This window comes from Aquirhabdus parva (assembly GCF_003351745.1).
Taxonomy (GTDB): domain Bacteria; phylum Pseudomonadota; class Gammaproteobacteria; order Pseudomonadales; family Moraxellaceae; genus Aquirhabdus; species Aquirhabdus parva.
On the sequence record NZ_CP031222.1, the window covers coordinates 3,417,367 to 3,433,239 of the forward strand.

Annotated in this window: 17 protein-coding genes; 6 read left to right on the plus strand and 11 right to left on the minus strand. The window is 46.7% G+C overall.

Features of this window, described 5'->3' with window-relative positions; genetic code table 11:
- Positions 1-72: 72 nt before the first annotated feature.
- From HYN46_RS15475 to HYN46_RS15500, 5 genes are all read right to left on the minus strand, one after another.
- The gene (locus HYN46_RS15475; RefSeq protein WP_114900222.1) at positions 73-495 is read right to left on the minus strand and encodes an EamA family transporter; all 423 of its coding nucleotides are present in this window, start codon (positions 493-495) and stop codon (positions 73-75) included.
- A gap of 74 nt (positions 496-569) precedes the next feature.
- Entirely contained in the window at positions 570-1,415 is an 846-nt protein-coding gene (locus HYN46_RS15480; protein ID WP_114900223.1) for an SDR family NAD(P)-dependent oxidoreductase, read from the minus strand.
- A gap of 127 nt (positions 1,416-1,542) precedes the next feature.
- On the minus strand, positions 1,543-2,943 hold the full coding sequence (locus HYN46_RS15485; RefSeq protein ID WP_114900224.1) for a WS/DGAT/MGAT family O-acyltransferase: 1,401 nt from the start codon (positions 2,941-2,943) through the stop codon (positions 1,543-1,545).
- A 722-nt stretch (positions 2,944-3,665) separates the two neighbouring features.
- Positions 3,666-4,751 carry an AraC family transcriptional regulator gene (locus HYN46_RS15495; protein WP_114900226.1) on the minus strand — a complete coding sequence of 362 codons (1,086 nt, stop codon included), beginning with the start codon at positions 4,749-4,751 and terminating at the stop codon, positions 3,666-3,668.
- A gap of 122 nt (positions 4,752-4,873) precedes the next feature.
- Entirely contained in the window at positions 4,874-5,500 is a 627-nt protein-coding gene (locus HYN46_RS15500; RefSeq protein ID WP_114900227.1) for a hypothetical protein, read from the minus strand.
- 426 nt (positions 5,501-5,926) lie between these two features.
- Here HYN46_RS15500 and HYN46_RS15505 point away from each other — a divergent pair, with 426 nt between their 5' ends.
- Positions 5,927-8,092 (plus strand): TonB-dependent receptor, encoded by a 2,166-nt coding sequence (locus tag HYN46_RS15505; RefSeq protein ID WP_114900228.1) that lies wholly within the window; start codon positions 5,927-5,929, stop codon positions 8,090-8,092.
- Positions 8,093-8,168: 76 nt separating this feature from the next.
- Here HYN46_RS15505 and HYN46_RS15510 read toward each other — a convergent pair whose 3' ends face one another.
- From HYN46_RS15510 to HYN46_RS15525, 4 genes are all read right to left on the minus strand, one after another.
- The gene (locus HYN46_RS15510) at positions 8,169-8,420 is read right to left on the minus strand and encodes a putative hemolysin (protein ID WP_114900229.1); all 252 of its coding nucleotides are present in this window, start codon (positions 8,418-8,420) and stop codon (positions 8,169-8,171) included.
- A gap of 169 nt (positions 8,421-8,589) precedes the next feature.
- Entirely contained in the window at positions 8,590-8,838 is a 249-nt protein-coding gene (locus HYN46_RS17645; RefSeq protein ID WP_114900230.1) for a putative hemolysin, read from the minus strand.
- Positions 8,839-9,332: 494 nt separating this feature from the next.
- Positions 9,333-9,548, minus strand: coding sequence for a CsbD family protein (locus HYN46_RS15520; RefSeq protein ID WP_114900231.1), 216 nt, complete (start codon positions 9,546-9,548; stop codon positions 9,333-9,335).
- Positions 9,549-9,769: 221 nt separating this feature from the next.
- Complete coding sequence (locus HYN46_RS15525; protein WP_114900232.1) at positions 9,770-10,180, minus strand: low affinity iron permease family protein; 411 nt, start codon at positions 10,178-10,180, stop codon at positions 9,770-9,772.
- A 283-nt stretch (positions 10,181-10,463) separates the two neighbouring features.
- Between HYN46_RS15525 and HYN46_RS15530 the strand changes: the two genes are divergently transcribed.
- Positions 10,464-10,664: a hypothetical protein gene (locus HYN46_RS15530; protein ID WP_114900233.1), complete on the plus strand. Its 201-nt coding sequence runs from the start codon at positions 10,464-10,466 to the stop codon at positions 10,662-10,664.
- A gap of 67 nt (positions 10,665-10,731) precedes the next feature.
- Here HYN46_RS15530 and HYN46_RS15535 read toward each other — a convergent pair whose 3' ends face one another.
- Positions 10,732-11,193: a hemerythrin domain-containing protein gene (locus HYN46_RS15535; RefSeq protein ID WP_114900234.1), complete on the minus strand. Its 462-nt coding sequence runs from the start codon at positions 11,191-11,193 to the stop codon at positions 10,732-10,734.
- Positions 11,194-11,457: 264 nt separating this feature from the next.
- On the opposite strand from HYN46_RS15535, the gene HYN46_RS15540 reads away from it, so the two are divergent.
- Positions 11,458-12,303: an undecaprenyl-diphosphate phosphatase gene (locus tag HYN46_RS15540; protein ID WP_114900235.1), complete on the plus strand. Its 846-nt coding sequence runs from the start codon at positions 11,458-11,460 to the stop codon at positions 12,301-12,303.
- Positions 12,304-12,349: 46 nt separating this feature from the next.
- Here the strand turns inward: HYN46_RS15540 and HYN46_RS15545 are convergent, their stop codons facing one another.
- Positions 12,350-12,955 (minus strand): GNAT family N-acetyltransferase, encoded by a 606-nt coding sequence (locus HYN46_RS15545; RefSeq protein ID WP_114900236.1) that lies wholly within the window; start codon positions 12,953-12,955, stop codon positions 12,350-12,352.
- 248 nt (positions 12,956-13,203) lie between these two features.
- Here HYN46_RS15545 and HYN46_RS15550 point away from each other — a divergent pair, with 248 nt between their 5' ends.
- From HYN46_RS15550 to HYN46_RS15560, 3 genes are all read left to right on the plus strand, one after another.
- Positions 13,204-13,884, plus strand: coding sequence for a dienelactone hydrolase family protein (locus tag HYN46_RS15550; protein WP_114900237.1), 681 nt, complete (start codon positions 13,204-13,206; stop codon positions 13,882-13,884).
- Positions 13,885-14,049: 165 nt separating this feature from the next.
- On the plus strand, positions 14,050-14,655 hold the full coding sequence (locus HYN46_RS15555; protein WP_114900238.1) for a TetR/AcrR family transcriptional regulator: 606 nt from the start codon (positions 14,050-14,052) through the stop codon (positions 14,653-14,655).
- The gene (locus tag HYN46_RS15560) at positions 14,652-15,842 is read left to right on the plus strand and encodes an MFS transporter (protein ID WP_114900239.1); all 1,191 of its coding nucleotides are present in this window, start codon (positions 14,652-14,654) and stop codon (positions 15,840-15,842) included. The genes HYN46_RS15555 and HYN46_RS15560 overlap by 4 nt, the downstream gene beginning before the upstream one ends.
- Positions 15,843-15,873: the final 31 nt, after the last annotated feature.

Genomic DNA, 15,873 nt, shown 5'->3' on the forward strand with positions numbered 1-15,873 from the left:
ATGAATGATACCAATCCACGTCTATTGATTATCCATGTTTATATTGAATAATTTGTTTATAGAATTTTGTTTCTACTTCTTAGAAATAATCAGCAGCCCCAGTACAATGCATGCTGCACCAACAACCATACGGAGGGTGATCACCTCCCGCAGGATCAACCACGCAAGCAGAATCGCCACCACCGCACTGCCCTTATCGATCAGTGCAATGGTCGATACTTCACCGAGTTTGAGAGCTTTGTAGTAGTAGATCCAAGACAAGGTCGTGGTGATACCAGACAGACCCAGCCAGAATAGATTCTTGCTATTGACCTGAGCCAGCTCCTGACTGGAGACAAAGCATAATGCAAAGCCCAAGACGAACACCGACACAAACACTGTGCGAATGGTGAGCCCAAGCTCACCCGAAATCCCCACCAAGCCCTGCTTAGCGATGACCGAGGTGAAGCCGGCAAAGAACATAGAAATAAAAGCAAAGAAGACCCAGTTTTTCATCACTGCACTCAACGCTAAAGACCTCAAGCAGAAATAGGTGAACCTACCTCACAAACTTAAACCCTCACATTCGCTCAATGCTTCTGCGCATAATCCTTCAGTTTGCGAAAAGGCTTACTGCGCTGCACAACATCAATGAGTGATGGCGTAAAACGCTTGCCCGCATACATCGCCCATGCTTCAGGACTCACCGGCACAACCGCGCGGTTATGAATGATTGCGCCGACAATCGCCTCTGCCACCAGTTCTGGACCATAGTTCCGCTTACGATAGATATCGGCAATCTTTGCTTGGGCTTGCTCTGCAGCACCATGCGCGCGCATGACATTGACAATGTTGGTATTAATTACACCGGGACAGATAGCGCTGACACCGATGTTATACTCCGCAAACTCGATACGTAACGACTCGCTGAGCCCCATAACCGCATGCTTGCTGGCAGAATATGCCGCCATCTCAGGCGCGGCGTAGTAGCCTGCCATAGAAGCAAGATTCACAATATGACCAGATTTCCGCTCAGCCATCTTCGCCCCGAATGCCTTACAACCATGCACGACACCCATGACATTGATATCCAGCAACCAGCGCCAATCTTCTATTGGCGTACTTAAAAAATCACCAGAGCTCGCAACACCCGCATTATTCACTAGCACATCCAGCACACCGTGCTGGGCATGAACCCGATCGGCCAGCCACTGCATCGCCTGCCAATCCGACACATCGGCAATCTCTAAAACCGGATAATTGTCTTTTTGAATAAGCAGTTGAGCAGTCTCTTCCAATGCTGCCAAGTGGCGGTCACAGATCACGAGCTTTGCACCCAGATCCGCAAACTTAAGTGCAGTAGCACGACCAATCCCTGAACCCGCGCCAGTGACTAGAACCAATTTATTGTTAAAATCTTTCAGGTGATGACTCATGACTGCCCCAGCGCGATAAATAAAAAGTGGCGTTCAAATCGTAACGCCTATACAGACCAGTCTAATTCAAACTACGCCAGAAAAATACATGATTCAGCAACGATATATGCCAACTCAACCACCCTATTCACGCGGGGATGACGCCAAAGACCGTTTCGAGCTCAGTTAAAGCCTCTCCCGCATAGACAGCCATTTTTTGTAATCCGGGCAAACTGTCACGGCTGCCGGTAAAGCCAACATTGAGCTGCCCTGCATAACTAACACACGTGATGTTGAGCGCCTGCCCTTGCACAGGGATCGAAATCGGAAATGTCGCCTCAAGCTTCGCACCATTCAGATATAAAATATGCTCAGGGCCCGGCACATTGGAAATCGTGAGATTCATGGGTGGCCTGACCTTGGCACCAAGCCCACTCATCAGTACTAATGCTGTGGGCATACTGGTCAGCAAGGTAAATGCAATACGCGCTTGCTGGGGCAAACTTTTCAGGTGATTTTTTGAGACTTCCATGGAGGCACGGATTGCAGCGAAACGTTCTTTAGGATCGCTCAGCTCCGTCCCCAACGCAGCCCATAAAAAGCCGATGGCATTACTCATCGAGTCATCCCCCGCCTCGCGCAAACTGACAGGCACGCCAGCAATCAAGGAACGATCGGGCAAGGCATTCTGACTCTGCAGATGCCGTCTTAGCGCAGAGCTACAAACCGCAAGAAAGACGTCATTCAGCGACCCGCCAGCGGCTTTAGCAACCCGTTTCATCCGCTCCATATCGAGCTGCTGGGTTGCAACCCGACGCGCGCAGGTCACCTCGCCATTCAAAATCGAAGGCGGTGCTTCAAAAGGTCGTAGTACAGACTCACTCCCCGGCTCACGCTTGAACATGGGCTGAAAGGCCTGCTTCATAATCTGTGGCCACTCCCGTGCGGTCAGCTTTGCAGCGACCGTGCGCGCCTGATCATGAGTCCGTTTACGTTTATGCGTCGGCTCGCGATGCTCCCATGCAGGAAACCACTCGCCATCAGGTTCAGTCGATAACGCACGGGCACTGAGTCGCATCGCACTGATGCCATCGGCAAGGGCATGATGCATTTTGGAGTAAATAGCAAAGCGATTATTTTGCAGCCCTTCAATCACATGACAAGTCCATAGGGGTCTGGAGCGATCAAGCAGTTGACTATGTAGATGTGACACCAACTCACCCAGTTCACGCTCACCACCCGGATCAGGGAGTGCCGAATGACGCACGTGGTAAGACAAGTCGATGCGATCATCATCGACCACGATCATGGACGGAGCAATCCGCGCCCAAAGCGTCTTTTCCAGTTTCATATTAAAAGGACGACCAACCTTGGCAGTATTGCGGAAGCGGCGAACAATATTTTTAACAAAATCTGGCGGTGCGTTTGGCGGTAATGAAAAAATCTGTAAGCCCCCGATATGCATCGGCGTATCGCGTGTTTCTACATTGACAAAGGCAGTATCCAGCAGTGACATCCGTCTTGTGGCTTGGCGCGTGGTCGTCGTCATTGTTATTCTCCTTGACTTACACATCCCATGATATTCAGTCGATCTTTATTGTTTTGGCGTGCCAGTGACGTCATCGACTTTGGCGATATTTTAGTTTACTGCGCTTTACTGCTGATCTGGGACATGATCAGGTATCGTTTATGTTGTAACAGCCCTCTTCATCTTACCTCCCTAAATCTAAGGTTCTCGATCTTTTTTAAATGGAGGGCATCACACTTCATGTAAAATAAGGTTCTAAATTGGCACGCAATGATAATGATCTGGCGCGAAATGAACTATTTCCATAGAGCAAAAATCAAGAGAATAGTAAACTCAGTAAGTCGATTAAACTTATGATATTCAATCATATAATATGACCATGTGAATCAATGCATATGCCCATGCGTTATTGCTATTGAACTGAACACCTGCATATCTCGACTCTCAACCTGACACTTCTCAGTTGTATTTTTACCAACGCTCCAATCGTTCGATGCTCTTTTTTTGCATGGAGAAATACGTGGACAATCTTGTTGAATTTCAATGCCTCAGTTGTGATGCAATTCATCACGAAAAGCTGACTCAGATTCTCCTCAACAAATCATATTTATTTTGCTCCATCTGTCCCAGTTGTGGACAGGTGATCGGCAGTGAAACTAAAGGCGCGCAATTAGAGGATTATCTCAATACGCACTTTGTCTTGAATGATACAGCGACCAATCTTCCTGATGCATTTCAACAAATCACTTCAGGCTCTTATAAACGACGCGCTGCTCATTAAAAATGCTCCCTTGACCTATATATTGACCCGGAGTCTTTTGCGTCCAACGTTTAAAGGCACGGCTAAAACTGGCATTTGTGGCATAGCCCAGCTTGATTGCAATCTGATTTAATGACAAATCTCCCCGCTGAATCATCATCCGTGCAGTTTGTTCCCGAGTCTGGTCATATAGGGCATTAAAATTCTGATTCGCATTTTTGAGCAAACGCTGCAATGTACGTTTAGATAGACGCAGCTTTGCAGCAACAACTTCGATTGATTGCAATCCATCCTTTTCACAATAAATCAGTTCTCGAACCAAAACCGTGATATCTCTTTTGGCCTGTATAAAATCCAATTGCTGCTGACACATTTTCCGCAAACGCCTAGCGGTAGATGGATCAGAAAACTTCAGGGGTAAATCCAGATAATGGGCAGGAAAGGCAATCCTGGATTCAGGTTGACCAAAGCGTACACGAGCCATCGTACTGCTCAAGATACCCTCAAAGCGATCAATATAATCAGGACGTTTAAAAGAAAAATCAACCTCAGGCTTCACGGCTTGTCCTGATAGCATCGGGATGATCTCTATACTGACCAATACGGCATAAATCGCCCCGACCTCGTACAACATGCGATCCATTTCTTTATTCAAATCGAGCCATGCACATCCAAAATACAGATAGGCAGTCTCGGTCTGCAACTCCAAACGTACTCGCGCAAAAGGAATTCGGATAAGCAGGAACTGCTCGATCACATCAATCAGTTCACGCAAGGTACTGGTGACCATGGCTGCATAGGCGACCAAACCGAAACTACTGAACTTCATTTTGCGACCAATCAAGAATCCCAAACCCGGCTCTTGTGTCAGTTGGATAGCGCGGTAGTGCAACTGAATAAAGACTGCATAGTCCACGCTGAAATGATTATCTTCTAATGCCTTAAGCGTGATTCCGGTGCCTTGTAGTAAGGTTTCAGGTGCAACTTTCCAATCTGCAACGGTTTCAAGCAGCACCTTGATAAAAATCACAGGCATTCTTGGGCGATCTAGCGCAGGAGCTACACTCATAGCAGTTATTTTTAGTCAGCGTTTGGGGTGGAAATCTATTTTTTTTATATCGATTTCAAAAAGATCACATACCCGAATCAGTCATTCAATCCATTTTTGTATGATTAGCGAGCACCGCTAAATCATGAGGTTTTTCTGATGCCTTTGTATAGGGGGTTGATAATATTTTTTTTTGCGTTATTCGCCTCTTCAACAAACAAGATTGGCGAACCTGAAAACTGCTGTTGAAATGCTTGGCTCGGTATCGGACAGACTGCACCGTTGGTATAAAGCAGATATTTATACTGTGCGGTCGATGCAAAAAGCAATGCCATCAGGGCTTGATTGGCGACCGTTTGACGATCGACCAAAAAAGCAATCTTGCCAGAGGTATCCTTTAGCTCTGTTGGGCTTTCCATTTGAAAGCCATAAGCATCATAACCCAGCCTACGGATTGTGTTTCTGACGTCAATTAAATTTCTACGGTCATATTGCAAAGGGGGTTCCATTACCGCTGCGACATCGCGAACACGGATATCACTGCCGTTTTTTTGATGTAATGCCACGGCAATCAGGATTGATATTCGCGTAGAGTCACTGAGTACATCGTTCGGATTAACCTGATCTAAAAAAGAGCGTAACGGTTCCAGCACCCCAATTTCTGGTTTGGCGCAGCCATCCACGATTCTGATCGGCTCAGCATGAGTCATGGCAGACAAAGATAAGCTCAAACTCCACAAGATGACTTTAGCTGACTGTAGATAATCCATGATGAGATGTCCTTAGACGATATTCAAATGATGCAGCCTTACATTCATTTGCGTTATAACGTCCAATGTTGCAGCAATTGTGAAGCGATGACTGCGCGCGTGACGACTGATTTTTATCCTTGGGCGCCAATCAAGTGAATCTTTTATCCATCCCGTACCCCATTCAAGCATCAGGCGGACATTTCTTATGGAATAGGCAAGTGCCGTAATTCAATACTGCTATCTTTATATTATGAGAATTAAAAGTTTAGCGATCACTGATCAATAACGCTAAAAATTTATCTGAAGCGAGTTGAACAGACAGCTCAACTGTAATAATATAACATTTCCAAAGACTCTTAGAGTGCGTGCACCAGACTCTACCCTTGTATACAGATGATGCTGATTTAGCCCCCTTGCCCGTTTTCCATCCTTTTGAGACTCGCCATGCGCCCTAGCTCAACACGCCATCCCGTTCATCCGCTGTCTTTTGCCATTGCACTCCTTTTCACTGCACCGCTCTCTATGTCGGTTTTTGCCGCAGCCGATGCAGACAACACCGGATCAGACTCGAGTATCACACCCACATCCGCGCAAGATAAAGTGGCTCAGGTTGAGGTTAAGGCCAAGCGTCTGGATCAAGCACGTAACGGACTTTCTGTGGAAACAGGCGGGAGTAGCTATCGCATCAGTGAAAAAGATATCGCCAATATGCCACAAGGTGATAGCACCCCGATGAATCAGGTGCTGCTCCAAGCACCAGGTGTGGCGCAAGACTCTTACGGGCAATTGCATGTACGCGGCGATCATGATGATTTGCAGTATCGAATCGATGGAGTTATTTTGCCAGAGAGCATCTCAGGTTTTGGTCAGACGCTGGATCCCAGCTTTATCAAAAGCGTTAATCTGCTGACAGGTACGCTACCCGCCCAGTATGGCTATCGCACCGCTGGCGTGGTCGATATCCAGACAAAAACCGGTGCAGTAGATACTTCCGGCAGCCTCGGGGTGTCGATGGGTAGTAATAACACCCGTGAAGTCATGGGCAGTGTGAGCGGCAGTCAGGGCAATCTCAACTATTTTCTGAACGGCTCGTTTCTGACCAACAACATCGGTATCGAAAATCCGACCTCATCCAAAAGTCCGATCCATGACACTACCGATCAATTTAAGGGCTTTGGCTATTTTTCCTATCTCGTTGGGGATGCATCACGGGTCAGCCTGATTTTAGGCAGTACCGATAGCCGCTTTCAGATCCCCAATAGCCCGGGACAGCCGATGAACTTTCAGTTGGCAGGCGTAGCTAATTATCCATCTGAGAACCTCACAGAAAGTCAGGATGAAATCACGCACTATGGTGTGCTGTCATTCCAAAGTTCAATCGGCGATCAGTTTGATTATCAGCTCTCGGCATTCTCCCGCTATACCTCAGTCAACTTTAATCCGGATAATATTGGTGACCTGATCTATACGGGCGTTGCCTCACAAATTGCACGTAGCGGCTGGGCGAATGGCCTGCAAGCCGATGGCAGCTATCATCTAAACCCCGAACATACCATTCGTGTTGGTGCGTTCTATAGCCGTGAGGGTCTGGATAACCAATCCAACGTACTGACTTTCCCCGCTGATGATAGTGGCAATCAAACGTCGGATCAGCCCGTCCCCTATAACGTCACGAATAAGAAAACCGCGTATCTAGAAGGCATCTATCTGCAAGATGAATGGAAGGCTACCGACAAGCTGACCATCAACTATGGCGGGCGCTATGATCATGTCGATGCCTATGTGACAGGCGATCAATTCAGTCCAAGACTCGGTGCCGTCTATCAGTTGTCCCCTGAAACCATAATCCATGCAGGCTATGCACGCTATTTCACCCCACCACCGATGGAACTGGTGAGTAACGATACGATTGCCGCATCAGTCGGCACAACCAATGCACCAGCCAATACGCTCAATGATCCGGTGAAGTCGGAAAGCTCCAATGCCTATGACATCGGGGTTAGCCATAAATTCACGCCGCAATTAACCATGGGTGTCGACAGCTACTACAAGCAAGTCACCAATCTGCTGGATGAAGGTCAGTTTGGTTCAGCACTGCTCTATACGCCGTTTAACTATGCCAAAGGCAAAGTCTATGGCGTGGAGCTAACCGCCAATTATCACGACAAGAATTTCTCAGCTTATGGCAATTTGGCACGTGCAACCGCACTGGGCAAGGACATCACCTCCAGTCAATATACTTTTGACAATGATGAACTGGCATATATCTCCTATCATGATGTGCATTTAGATCACGACCAGATGCTGACGGCATCCGCAGGCATGTCCTATCAATGGCATGGCACCACATGCAGTGCGGACGCCCTCTATGGCAGCGGACTGCGTAGTGGCTTTGCCAATACCGAGCACCTACCCTCTTATGTGGTCATGAATGCAGGCGTCTCTCATGATTTCCATACGCGTGAATTTGGGGAAGTCGAAGGACGTTTCAGTGTTGTAAATCTATTTGATCGCGTCTATGAGATCCGCGATGGCTCAGGAATCGGGGTCGGCGCACCGCAGTATGGGGCTCGACGCGAATTGTTATTTGCCGTCTCGAAGAAGTTTTAAGACAGTCGCCAATCCAACAAACTCATAAAAAAAGCCCCTCAATACGGTGGCTTTTTTTTTATGATCGAAAATCATTTTATTGAATACTGCGATGGTCACGTCTAAACAGCGCCCATGAATCCAATCGTTCACCGCTGGGGAGAATACAGTCCGAGCGCTGACCTTCTGGGGTATCGATGAGGACTTCTTTGCCCTCCAACTTGGCACAATACACTGAAGCCGGATTTGCCATCCCAACAGATTGATCAGGATATGGCATTAGATTTTTGCATCCTGCGAAACAAACAATTCCTACACTGCCGATACTGATTATAATGGCTTTTTTCATCGTTATTATTCCTTGGTTTTTCTTTTATTGAAGTGACGGTCTTACACGATTGAGACTACCACTTATTTATCCTTTCAGCGACGCTCATGATCAAAAATTAAAATCATTTCCTCACTTCACCGATAGCCGTTGAACAATGAAATATAGGCATTGCACACCGATCAATTTATTAAATACTTTTATGATTTCGGCTAAACATTGTCCACTCATTCAACCGCTCAACGCTGGGTAAAATGCAATCAGCCCCCCGAGATTCGAACGAATTGTTAATCACACTTTTACCCCCTAACTTGGCACAATACACAGAGGCAGGATTGACCGCTTCCACAGCTTGATCTGGATGCGACATGAGATTGCTGCACCCTGCTAAATCAACGACTCCAAGAGTATACAAACTTAATATCATCAATTTTTTCATCGCAATTGCTCTTTATAGCGTTTGAGCCGCTCATAGAATCATCAAAAAAACTTTCTGTTCGATATTCGCGCATTTGAGTCGAGAAGTCGATGAAAAAGCATCTAACGTTAATAAACCCACCGTACTAAAACCACCAAAAATAATAGTAACTTATGAAAATAAATTCTTAATTATCTGAAATTTAAAATAAAAAATGACTCACTATTTAAGGAGTCATTTTTAAAGATCAGACATTAGTATGCGTTAATGAATACGCTTAATGAAAAAAGAAATACGCAATCACCAAGACGATACCCGGTACACCCAGTACCCAAGCAAGCAAATATTTTCCCATTTTGAATCTCCAATTTCTTTTAGAAAAATGAACACACACTGACTCAAGGGATAAAAAGCATGCCCCCTTCAGAGGAACATGCTTTTTACGAAGTAACGATCAATTGACTGATGACAGAAATCTAGATATCAAAGCAGTCTACGATCTATTGAAAACAAATTTAGACTTTACGGTCTGGGTCATTTTTATCCCAGAAAGCTTGAACTTGCTCGTGCGCTTGTTCTTTGGTTTTGCCGTAGCGCTCTTGCACGACGCCAACCAGATGATCTTTACCCGCTTCGGCTTTTTTCAGATCGTCATCAGTGAGGTCTGCCCATTCCGCTTTTGCTTTGGCAACCACTTGTTTCCATTTTCCAGCGATAATATCGGTATTCATAATCAATATCCTTCTTAATCGATTGTCAGATGGCCACGACATTGTGACGTTACTGCCTAATCACTATAGCAAGAGATACTGTTTTGATGAGGCGGCTTCTTGTCGGCGTTTAACCGGGCTTCCGCCCTATTGCTGTAACAACCGTAAATTATTGAAACATCAGGGGCACAATTCGTACAACCCCTTTTTTATCTCAGTACACCAATTTGAATGCTGTTGGGCTAGTTTTTGGGATCATCTTCGCGTGTATCTTGTTGATCTGATCCACCACGCGCTGAGGTTCCCATGGTTTGATACTTCGCATTCATCTCTTTAAGTTTTTGGTCATCTAGATCTTCCACATCCAGTAACGCATTAGCAGCACCTTTAGTCGCACATATGAGTTCATCGAGTTTGAGCTGAATCGCTTGGGTATCCCGATTTTGTGAGTTTTGAATCACAAAGACCATAAGAAAGGTGATGATCGTGGTAAAGGTATTGATGACCAGTTGCCAAGTATTGCTATAGTGAAACATGGGACCCGTGATAATCCAAACCAAGATCAGTACGACCGCTGCAATAAACACTTTTGGTTGACCACAAAAGTTAGAAGCCCATTTTGCAAAACGGGTATATATCGATTTATTTTGCATTTTTCCTCTCCAACGGTCTTTGTATGCAGGCATTGATCATTATTCATACTGTGCAGTAGAGATACGGTGCTTTGGTAACAATCACGTTACGGGGCGATACGTTATGTTGATCTTAGATAGGTATCGTTATTTGACGAATCATCACATCTTCACAAAACTGTATAAAATACAAATCATTATTAATTAGCATTCTGTTAGCCAGCTTACATCTCATACAGTCCACCCCCAGAGGTGATCAAATAACGTGCTACGATTTTTCTTTTATAAGTAGGAGAATAACGCGATGACTGAAGAATATAAAACCGCGCCGCCCGAGAGGAAAAAGGATAAACGCGTAGCCTATGCTTTACTCTTTACTATTGTGGCGATCATGCTGGCAGCCATTATCATTGGCTTTAATCTGTGGGAACATCCAAAACCTTCGGAAAAACTTGTTCTGCCACCCGCTGTGGCAGAGAGCAATACAGGTACAGCTGCTAAATAAAAGATGCATTGATATAAAGAAATCGCCGCCCATAAGGGCGGCGATTTTAATGGACTAAACGACCTTTCTAAACCACCATTTTCTTCACTTTTTGCAGCTCAATGGCAAGTTCTTCAAAATCCAAATCCACATGTTCGAGTAGCGGGAAAATATAATTTTCTTCTTCCTCGATGTGATAACACATGAGTTCTGCAAGTTTTTTGAAGGTACAGTCATAAAGAGGATCAAAAGGGCTCATGCCGCCTAACTTCTGAATCAGATGCCGCGCACGATCATGCTCAACAATCGACTCACTGACCAATGCCGGACCATGCGGAAGATGTTTAGCAATCAGCGGATAGAGGACATTCTCTTCGGCAACCAGATGCGTCATTAAATCCAGAGCCATCTGTTTCATCACTTTTTCTTTGATTTTAAAGTCCAGATCACCAAGAGCCGCGAAATAGTCGAAGCATTCTTTGGCTTTAAAATGGTCGATTTTTAAGAGATCAATAACGGTTGTAGGTATCATTTTTACTGGCGCATTCATGATAGAACTCCTTGGCCGATTACCAGCCAGATGAGCCAAAATTGCTCAAATCTTGTTCAACTTTATTTTACATCTGCGAAGCGTTGTTATGGGTGTTGTTGTCGATGTTGTTCTGTGTTGTTATGAAATATTGCGTATCTCAATGTTTAGATCGCACGCTTATGCAGAAGCCTAGGCAAAAAAAATTGTCGCCGATCTTCATCAAATCTCAATTGAGGGGTGCTAGCATCGAGCCTTTCGTGACTTCACTATAGATGCTGTGCAATGAACCTACTCCATGTTTTTATTCTCGCCCTCATCCAGGGGATTGCAGAACTACTGCCTGTCTCAAGCTCGGCCCATGTCATCCTGGCTGAGAAACTGATGGGGCTAGACCCGTCATCTCCTGAAATGACTTTCCTGCTCGTGATGTTGCATACCGGCACCATGTTTGCGGTGATCGTGTACTTCTGGCAATCATGGCGCACCTCGTATTTCTCCTCGTGGCGCACCTTTCGCGACAACCTGGCTTTTGTCTTATTTGCTACCGCGATCACCGGTGTGATTGGTCTTGCACTGCTTTACATCATCAAGCATGTGTTCTTTGCTAACTCGCCAAGTTTTGAGATTGAGCACTTATTTAATAACTCCAAACTGATGGCTACCGCATTGGCCGCCAGTGGCGTATTGATCATCGCCTCTTCACGTATGCAAGGGAGCGAAGATAAGCCATTATCTATCCGTCGCTCTCTGGTCATTGGTGCGGTACAGGCGCTGTGCTTACCATTCCGTGGCTTCTCGCGCTCAGGCGCAACCATTTCCACTGGCCTATTCTTGGGCATTTCACGCAAAAAAGCCGAAGAGTTCAGTTTTGCGCTTGCGGTCGTGCTTACACCCGCTGTCATTGCCAAAGAATTCCATCGTCTCTATACCGCCTATCATGCAGCGCCTGTCGCCCACAGCACCGACTTTATGAGCTTAGTTGCGCCGAGCTTATTTGGCATGGTGTGCAGCTTCCTGGCGGGTCTCTTAGCACTCCGCTGGTTATCATCATGGCTGGACAGCGGTCGCTGGTATCTGTTTGGTGGTTACTGCCTAGTGTTTTCGGTCGTGGTTCTGGTTCTGACTTAAATCCTGCACGTAAAAAAAAGCCCCGATAGTGGGGCTTTTTCATGTTTTAATTTAAGGGGCTAATGGTTTCATTTGCTTCGAGATGCAGCATATTTTCTAAATGAGCCTTCACCTCTAGCCACTCATCATCAATGATACTAAAGCGCACCGAGTTGCGTTTTCGTCCATCAGGCATGATCCGTTCATGACGTACAATTCCTTCCTGCTTGGCGCCGATCCTTAAGATCGCTGTACGCGACTTGGCATTGATTTCATCGGTGGTAAACTGCACCCGCACACAATTCAAGTGTTCAAAGGCATAGCGCAGCATCAGGTATTTGGCTTCCGTGTTGACGAAAGTCCGCTGCTGCGACGCGGACAACCACGTACTGCCGATCTCAAGTTTGCGGTTGTGACGGTCAATTTTCCAGAAGCGCGTTGAACCAATCACCTGATTATTTTCACGCAGTACGATGACAAAAGCCATGACTGTCCCCGCCGCCATGCCTTGCAGTGCGTGAAGTACATAATCATGGACCGTGTCACTCGAGGGGACCACAGTGAAAGGCAACTGCCATAACTCCCCATCACTCGCTGCATCCACCAGCGCATTGGCATCGTTTTCAGTTAATAGCCGCAATTGAATGCGATCACTGCTCAGTGCATTCCTCATAGATCTATATTCTTTTTTAATCCCATGCGCTTAGATTAGGATAAATGATAGGGCTTTGGGGAGTAGCCTTTTGTATATCCCCGTTGAGTTTCATCGCTAGTGAGCTGATTAAAGACTATTTTAAAATGCGGTGCATGCCGATACTTCCATCGAATAAAGCCATAAACCTTTCAATCTGGGCAGTGATACTATCAAGCGCACTTGAAACCGCATCACTGGATGGCTCACTCATTCGCTGGAGATTGAAGATGGAAATCAAACAGATCACGCTCGGTACACGCACCATTGATGTCGAGGTTTATGCACCCGACACCCCGACATCTGCTCCGGGTATCCTCATGCTCCACGAGCTGTTTGGGGTACTGAACTTCTATCGTGAGGATGCGGCTGACCTTGCTGCACGTGGCTATCTGGTCTATGTACCCAATCTCTTCACCGATGGTGCACTGCGCTACTGTATCCGCGCCATGGTTACCGAAGCTGGACGCCTGAACCGCGCCAACAGTGAGCTAAATCAAGAGATGCATGCGCTGCTGGATGCCCTCAAAGCCGATCCGCGCTGCAATGGTCGTCTGGGGATGCTGGGTCAATGTTTAACAGGCGGTTTTGTACTGCAAATGGCGAAGCGCGATGACCTGTTGGCCCCCGTGCTTTACCATCACTCGCTGGGGCTTCAAGGCTCAGGTATTCCTGACGAAGAGTCACTGGATGGTATCCGTCTACTACAAGGTCACTGGTCCACCATCGACCCGATCTGCCCAGCCAGTAAACGCGAGAAAGTCATTAAAGGACTCGGACAGCGCGTCGAAGCCTATACCTACGCCATGCCGCATGGCTTTCGCAGCCTTAGTCGTGCATTGCCGGGTGCCAAAGTGGTCTGGCAGCGCACCGTGGATTTCTTTGATCGGGAATTGAAGCAAGCCTCGTAAAACCAAAGTTCTCATCCTCCAATGCATGATTGCTTGGAGGACCCCTCCTCCTTTCCTCAATCATCGAATAAAGCGCTCACATATCGTCTCCTTAAAATTTAATTGACAACTTCGCTTATTATCTGTACGGTACGGTTTCGTACACTTAACATTAGAAGAAAAATCATGAGTCGAGGCAAGCCGCGTGAAATCGCCATCCTCAATGCCACTATTGAACTGTTGCAAATGCATGGCTATCAAGCCCTGACGATCGACAGTGTCGCAGCGCATGCACATGCCAGCAAGGCGACCATCTATCGCCGCTGGCGCAATCGGGTGGAGCTGGTCAAAGCGGCCATTGATGCCTTCGATCAACAGCGCAATGAGTCGATCCCGGATACGGGCAAACTGCGTAGCGACTTAATCGCTGTACTAGAAACCTTACGCGATACCTCTACGGCTCCTTATCTGGCCATGATCAACGACCTGATCGCCGCATCTAAACATGATCGGGAGCTGGCAGCAGCACTACAGGTACATGTCAGTGATGAGGCTCTTTCCCCATTTCGGCGTGTGCTCGCGCGAGCCATGGCGCGTGATGGCCTAGAAGCCGCTGGGTGCGAAGACCTGATCCATGACGTGGCAGAAGCCATGATCATCCGTCAAGTTCAGCTTGAACGCCCTTTCGATGATGCGTTTATCTTCCGCGTCGTCGATGACATTCTCCTGCCTCTGCTTGAGATCTATCTTCGTCCAGGGAACTCTCTATATAAAAAGGATCCCCCTTTATGAAAAATAATAAACTGTGGCTGGTCATCGCCATGACCGTCTTAAATTCGATGGGGCTAACGATTGTCATGCCCCTCTTCCCATTCCTTTTAGGGCAATACCTTACCAACAACCAAGTGGTGATTGGTCTTAGCATCCTGCTCTCGGTTTTTTCTGTGTGTCAGTTTCTATCTTCGCCTGTCCTTGGTGCCATTAGTGACCGTTTTGGTCGTCGCCCGATTCTGGTCATCAGTATCTTGGGTTCCGCCATTGGTTATGCCGTAATGGGTGTGGGCGGTGCACTCTGGGTACTGTTTCTTGGACGCATCATTGATGGTCTGACTGCGGGCAATATGAGCACATTATTTGCCTATATTGCTGATAGCACTGCAGCCCATGAGCGCACCAAGTGGTTTGGCTATATGGGTGCGGCTATCGGCATTGGCTTTATCACCGGTCCTGCCATTGGTGGACTACTTGGAAGCGCCTCCTTGCAACTGCCTTTCTATATTGCAGCAGGGATTTCATTGTTTGCCGCTATCGCAACCCAACTCGTCTTGCCAGAATCCCTGCCATTGGAAAAACGCTCTAGCCATTTTTCATGGCAACATCTGAATACCTTTGCCCATTTCAAAGATGTGCTCAGCCTAGGTGCAGCACGCCCGTTCATTCTTATGGGATTGCTATTTGGCTCTGCGATGTTTCTTTATCAAAGTAATATCACGGTCTTTTTGAAAGATATTTATCTGCTCGGTCCCGCAGGAATCGGGGTGATTCTCACCCTGATCGGTGTTTGCGATATCCTCTCGCGTGCGATCTTACTGCCACGCCTTATCAAAATCTGGACGGAAGTCATTGTGGGTAGAATCGGTCTGACACTGACCATTGTGGGCTTTGGCTTAGTGGCACTCTGTGCTTTTGAAACCTATCTGCCATTAGTCTATGGTGCAGTGGTCTGTATCACGATTGGAGAAGGACTGTTTGAGCCTACCTTAAACAGCATGTTATCTACTGCGGTGAGCGAGGATCAGCAAGGCAAGCTTCAAGGCGCGAATCAAAGCTTCCTGTCTTTAAGCCGTGCCATTACCCCGCTGATCGCAGGCGGCATTTATGTCTACAGCCAAAGTGCGGTTTATGCCTTGTCTGCATTTTTGATGGCCTGCGCGCTGATCCTCTTTAGCCGATTAGCTACGGTACGGGTCTACTCCTAAATGCTGTACTAAGCACTTTAGATAAACCTTT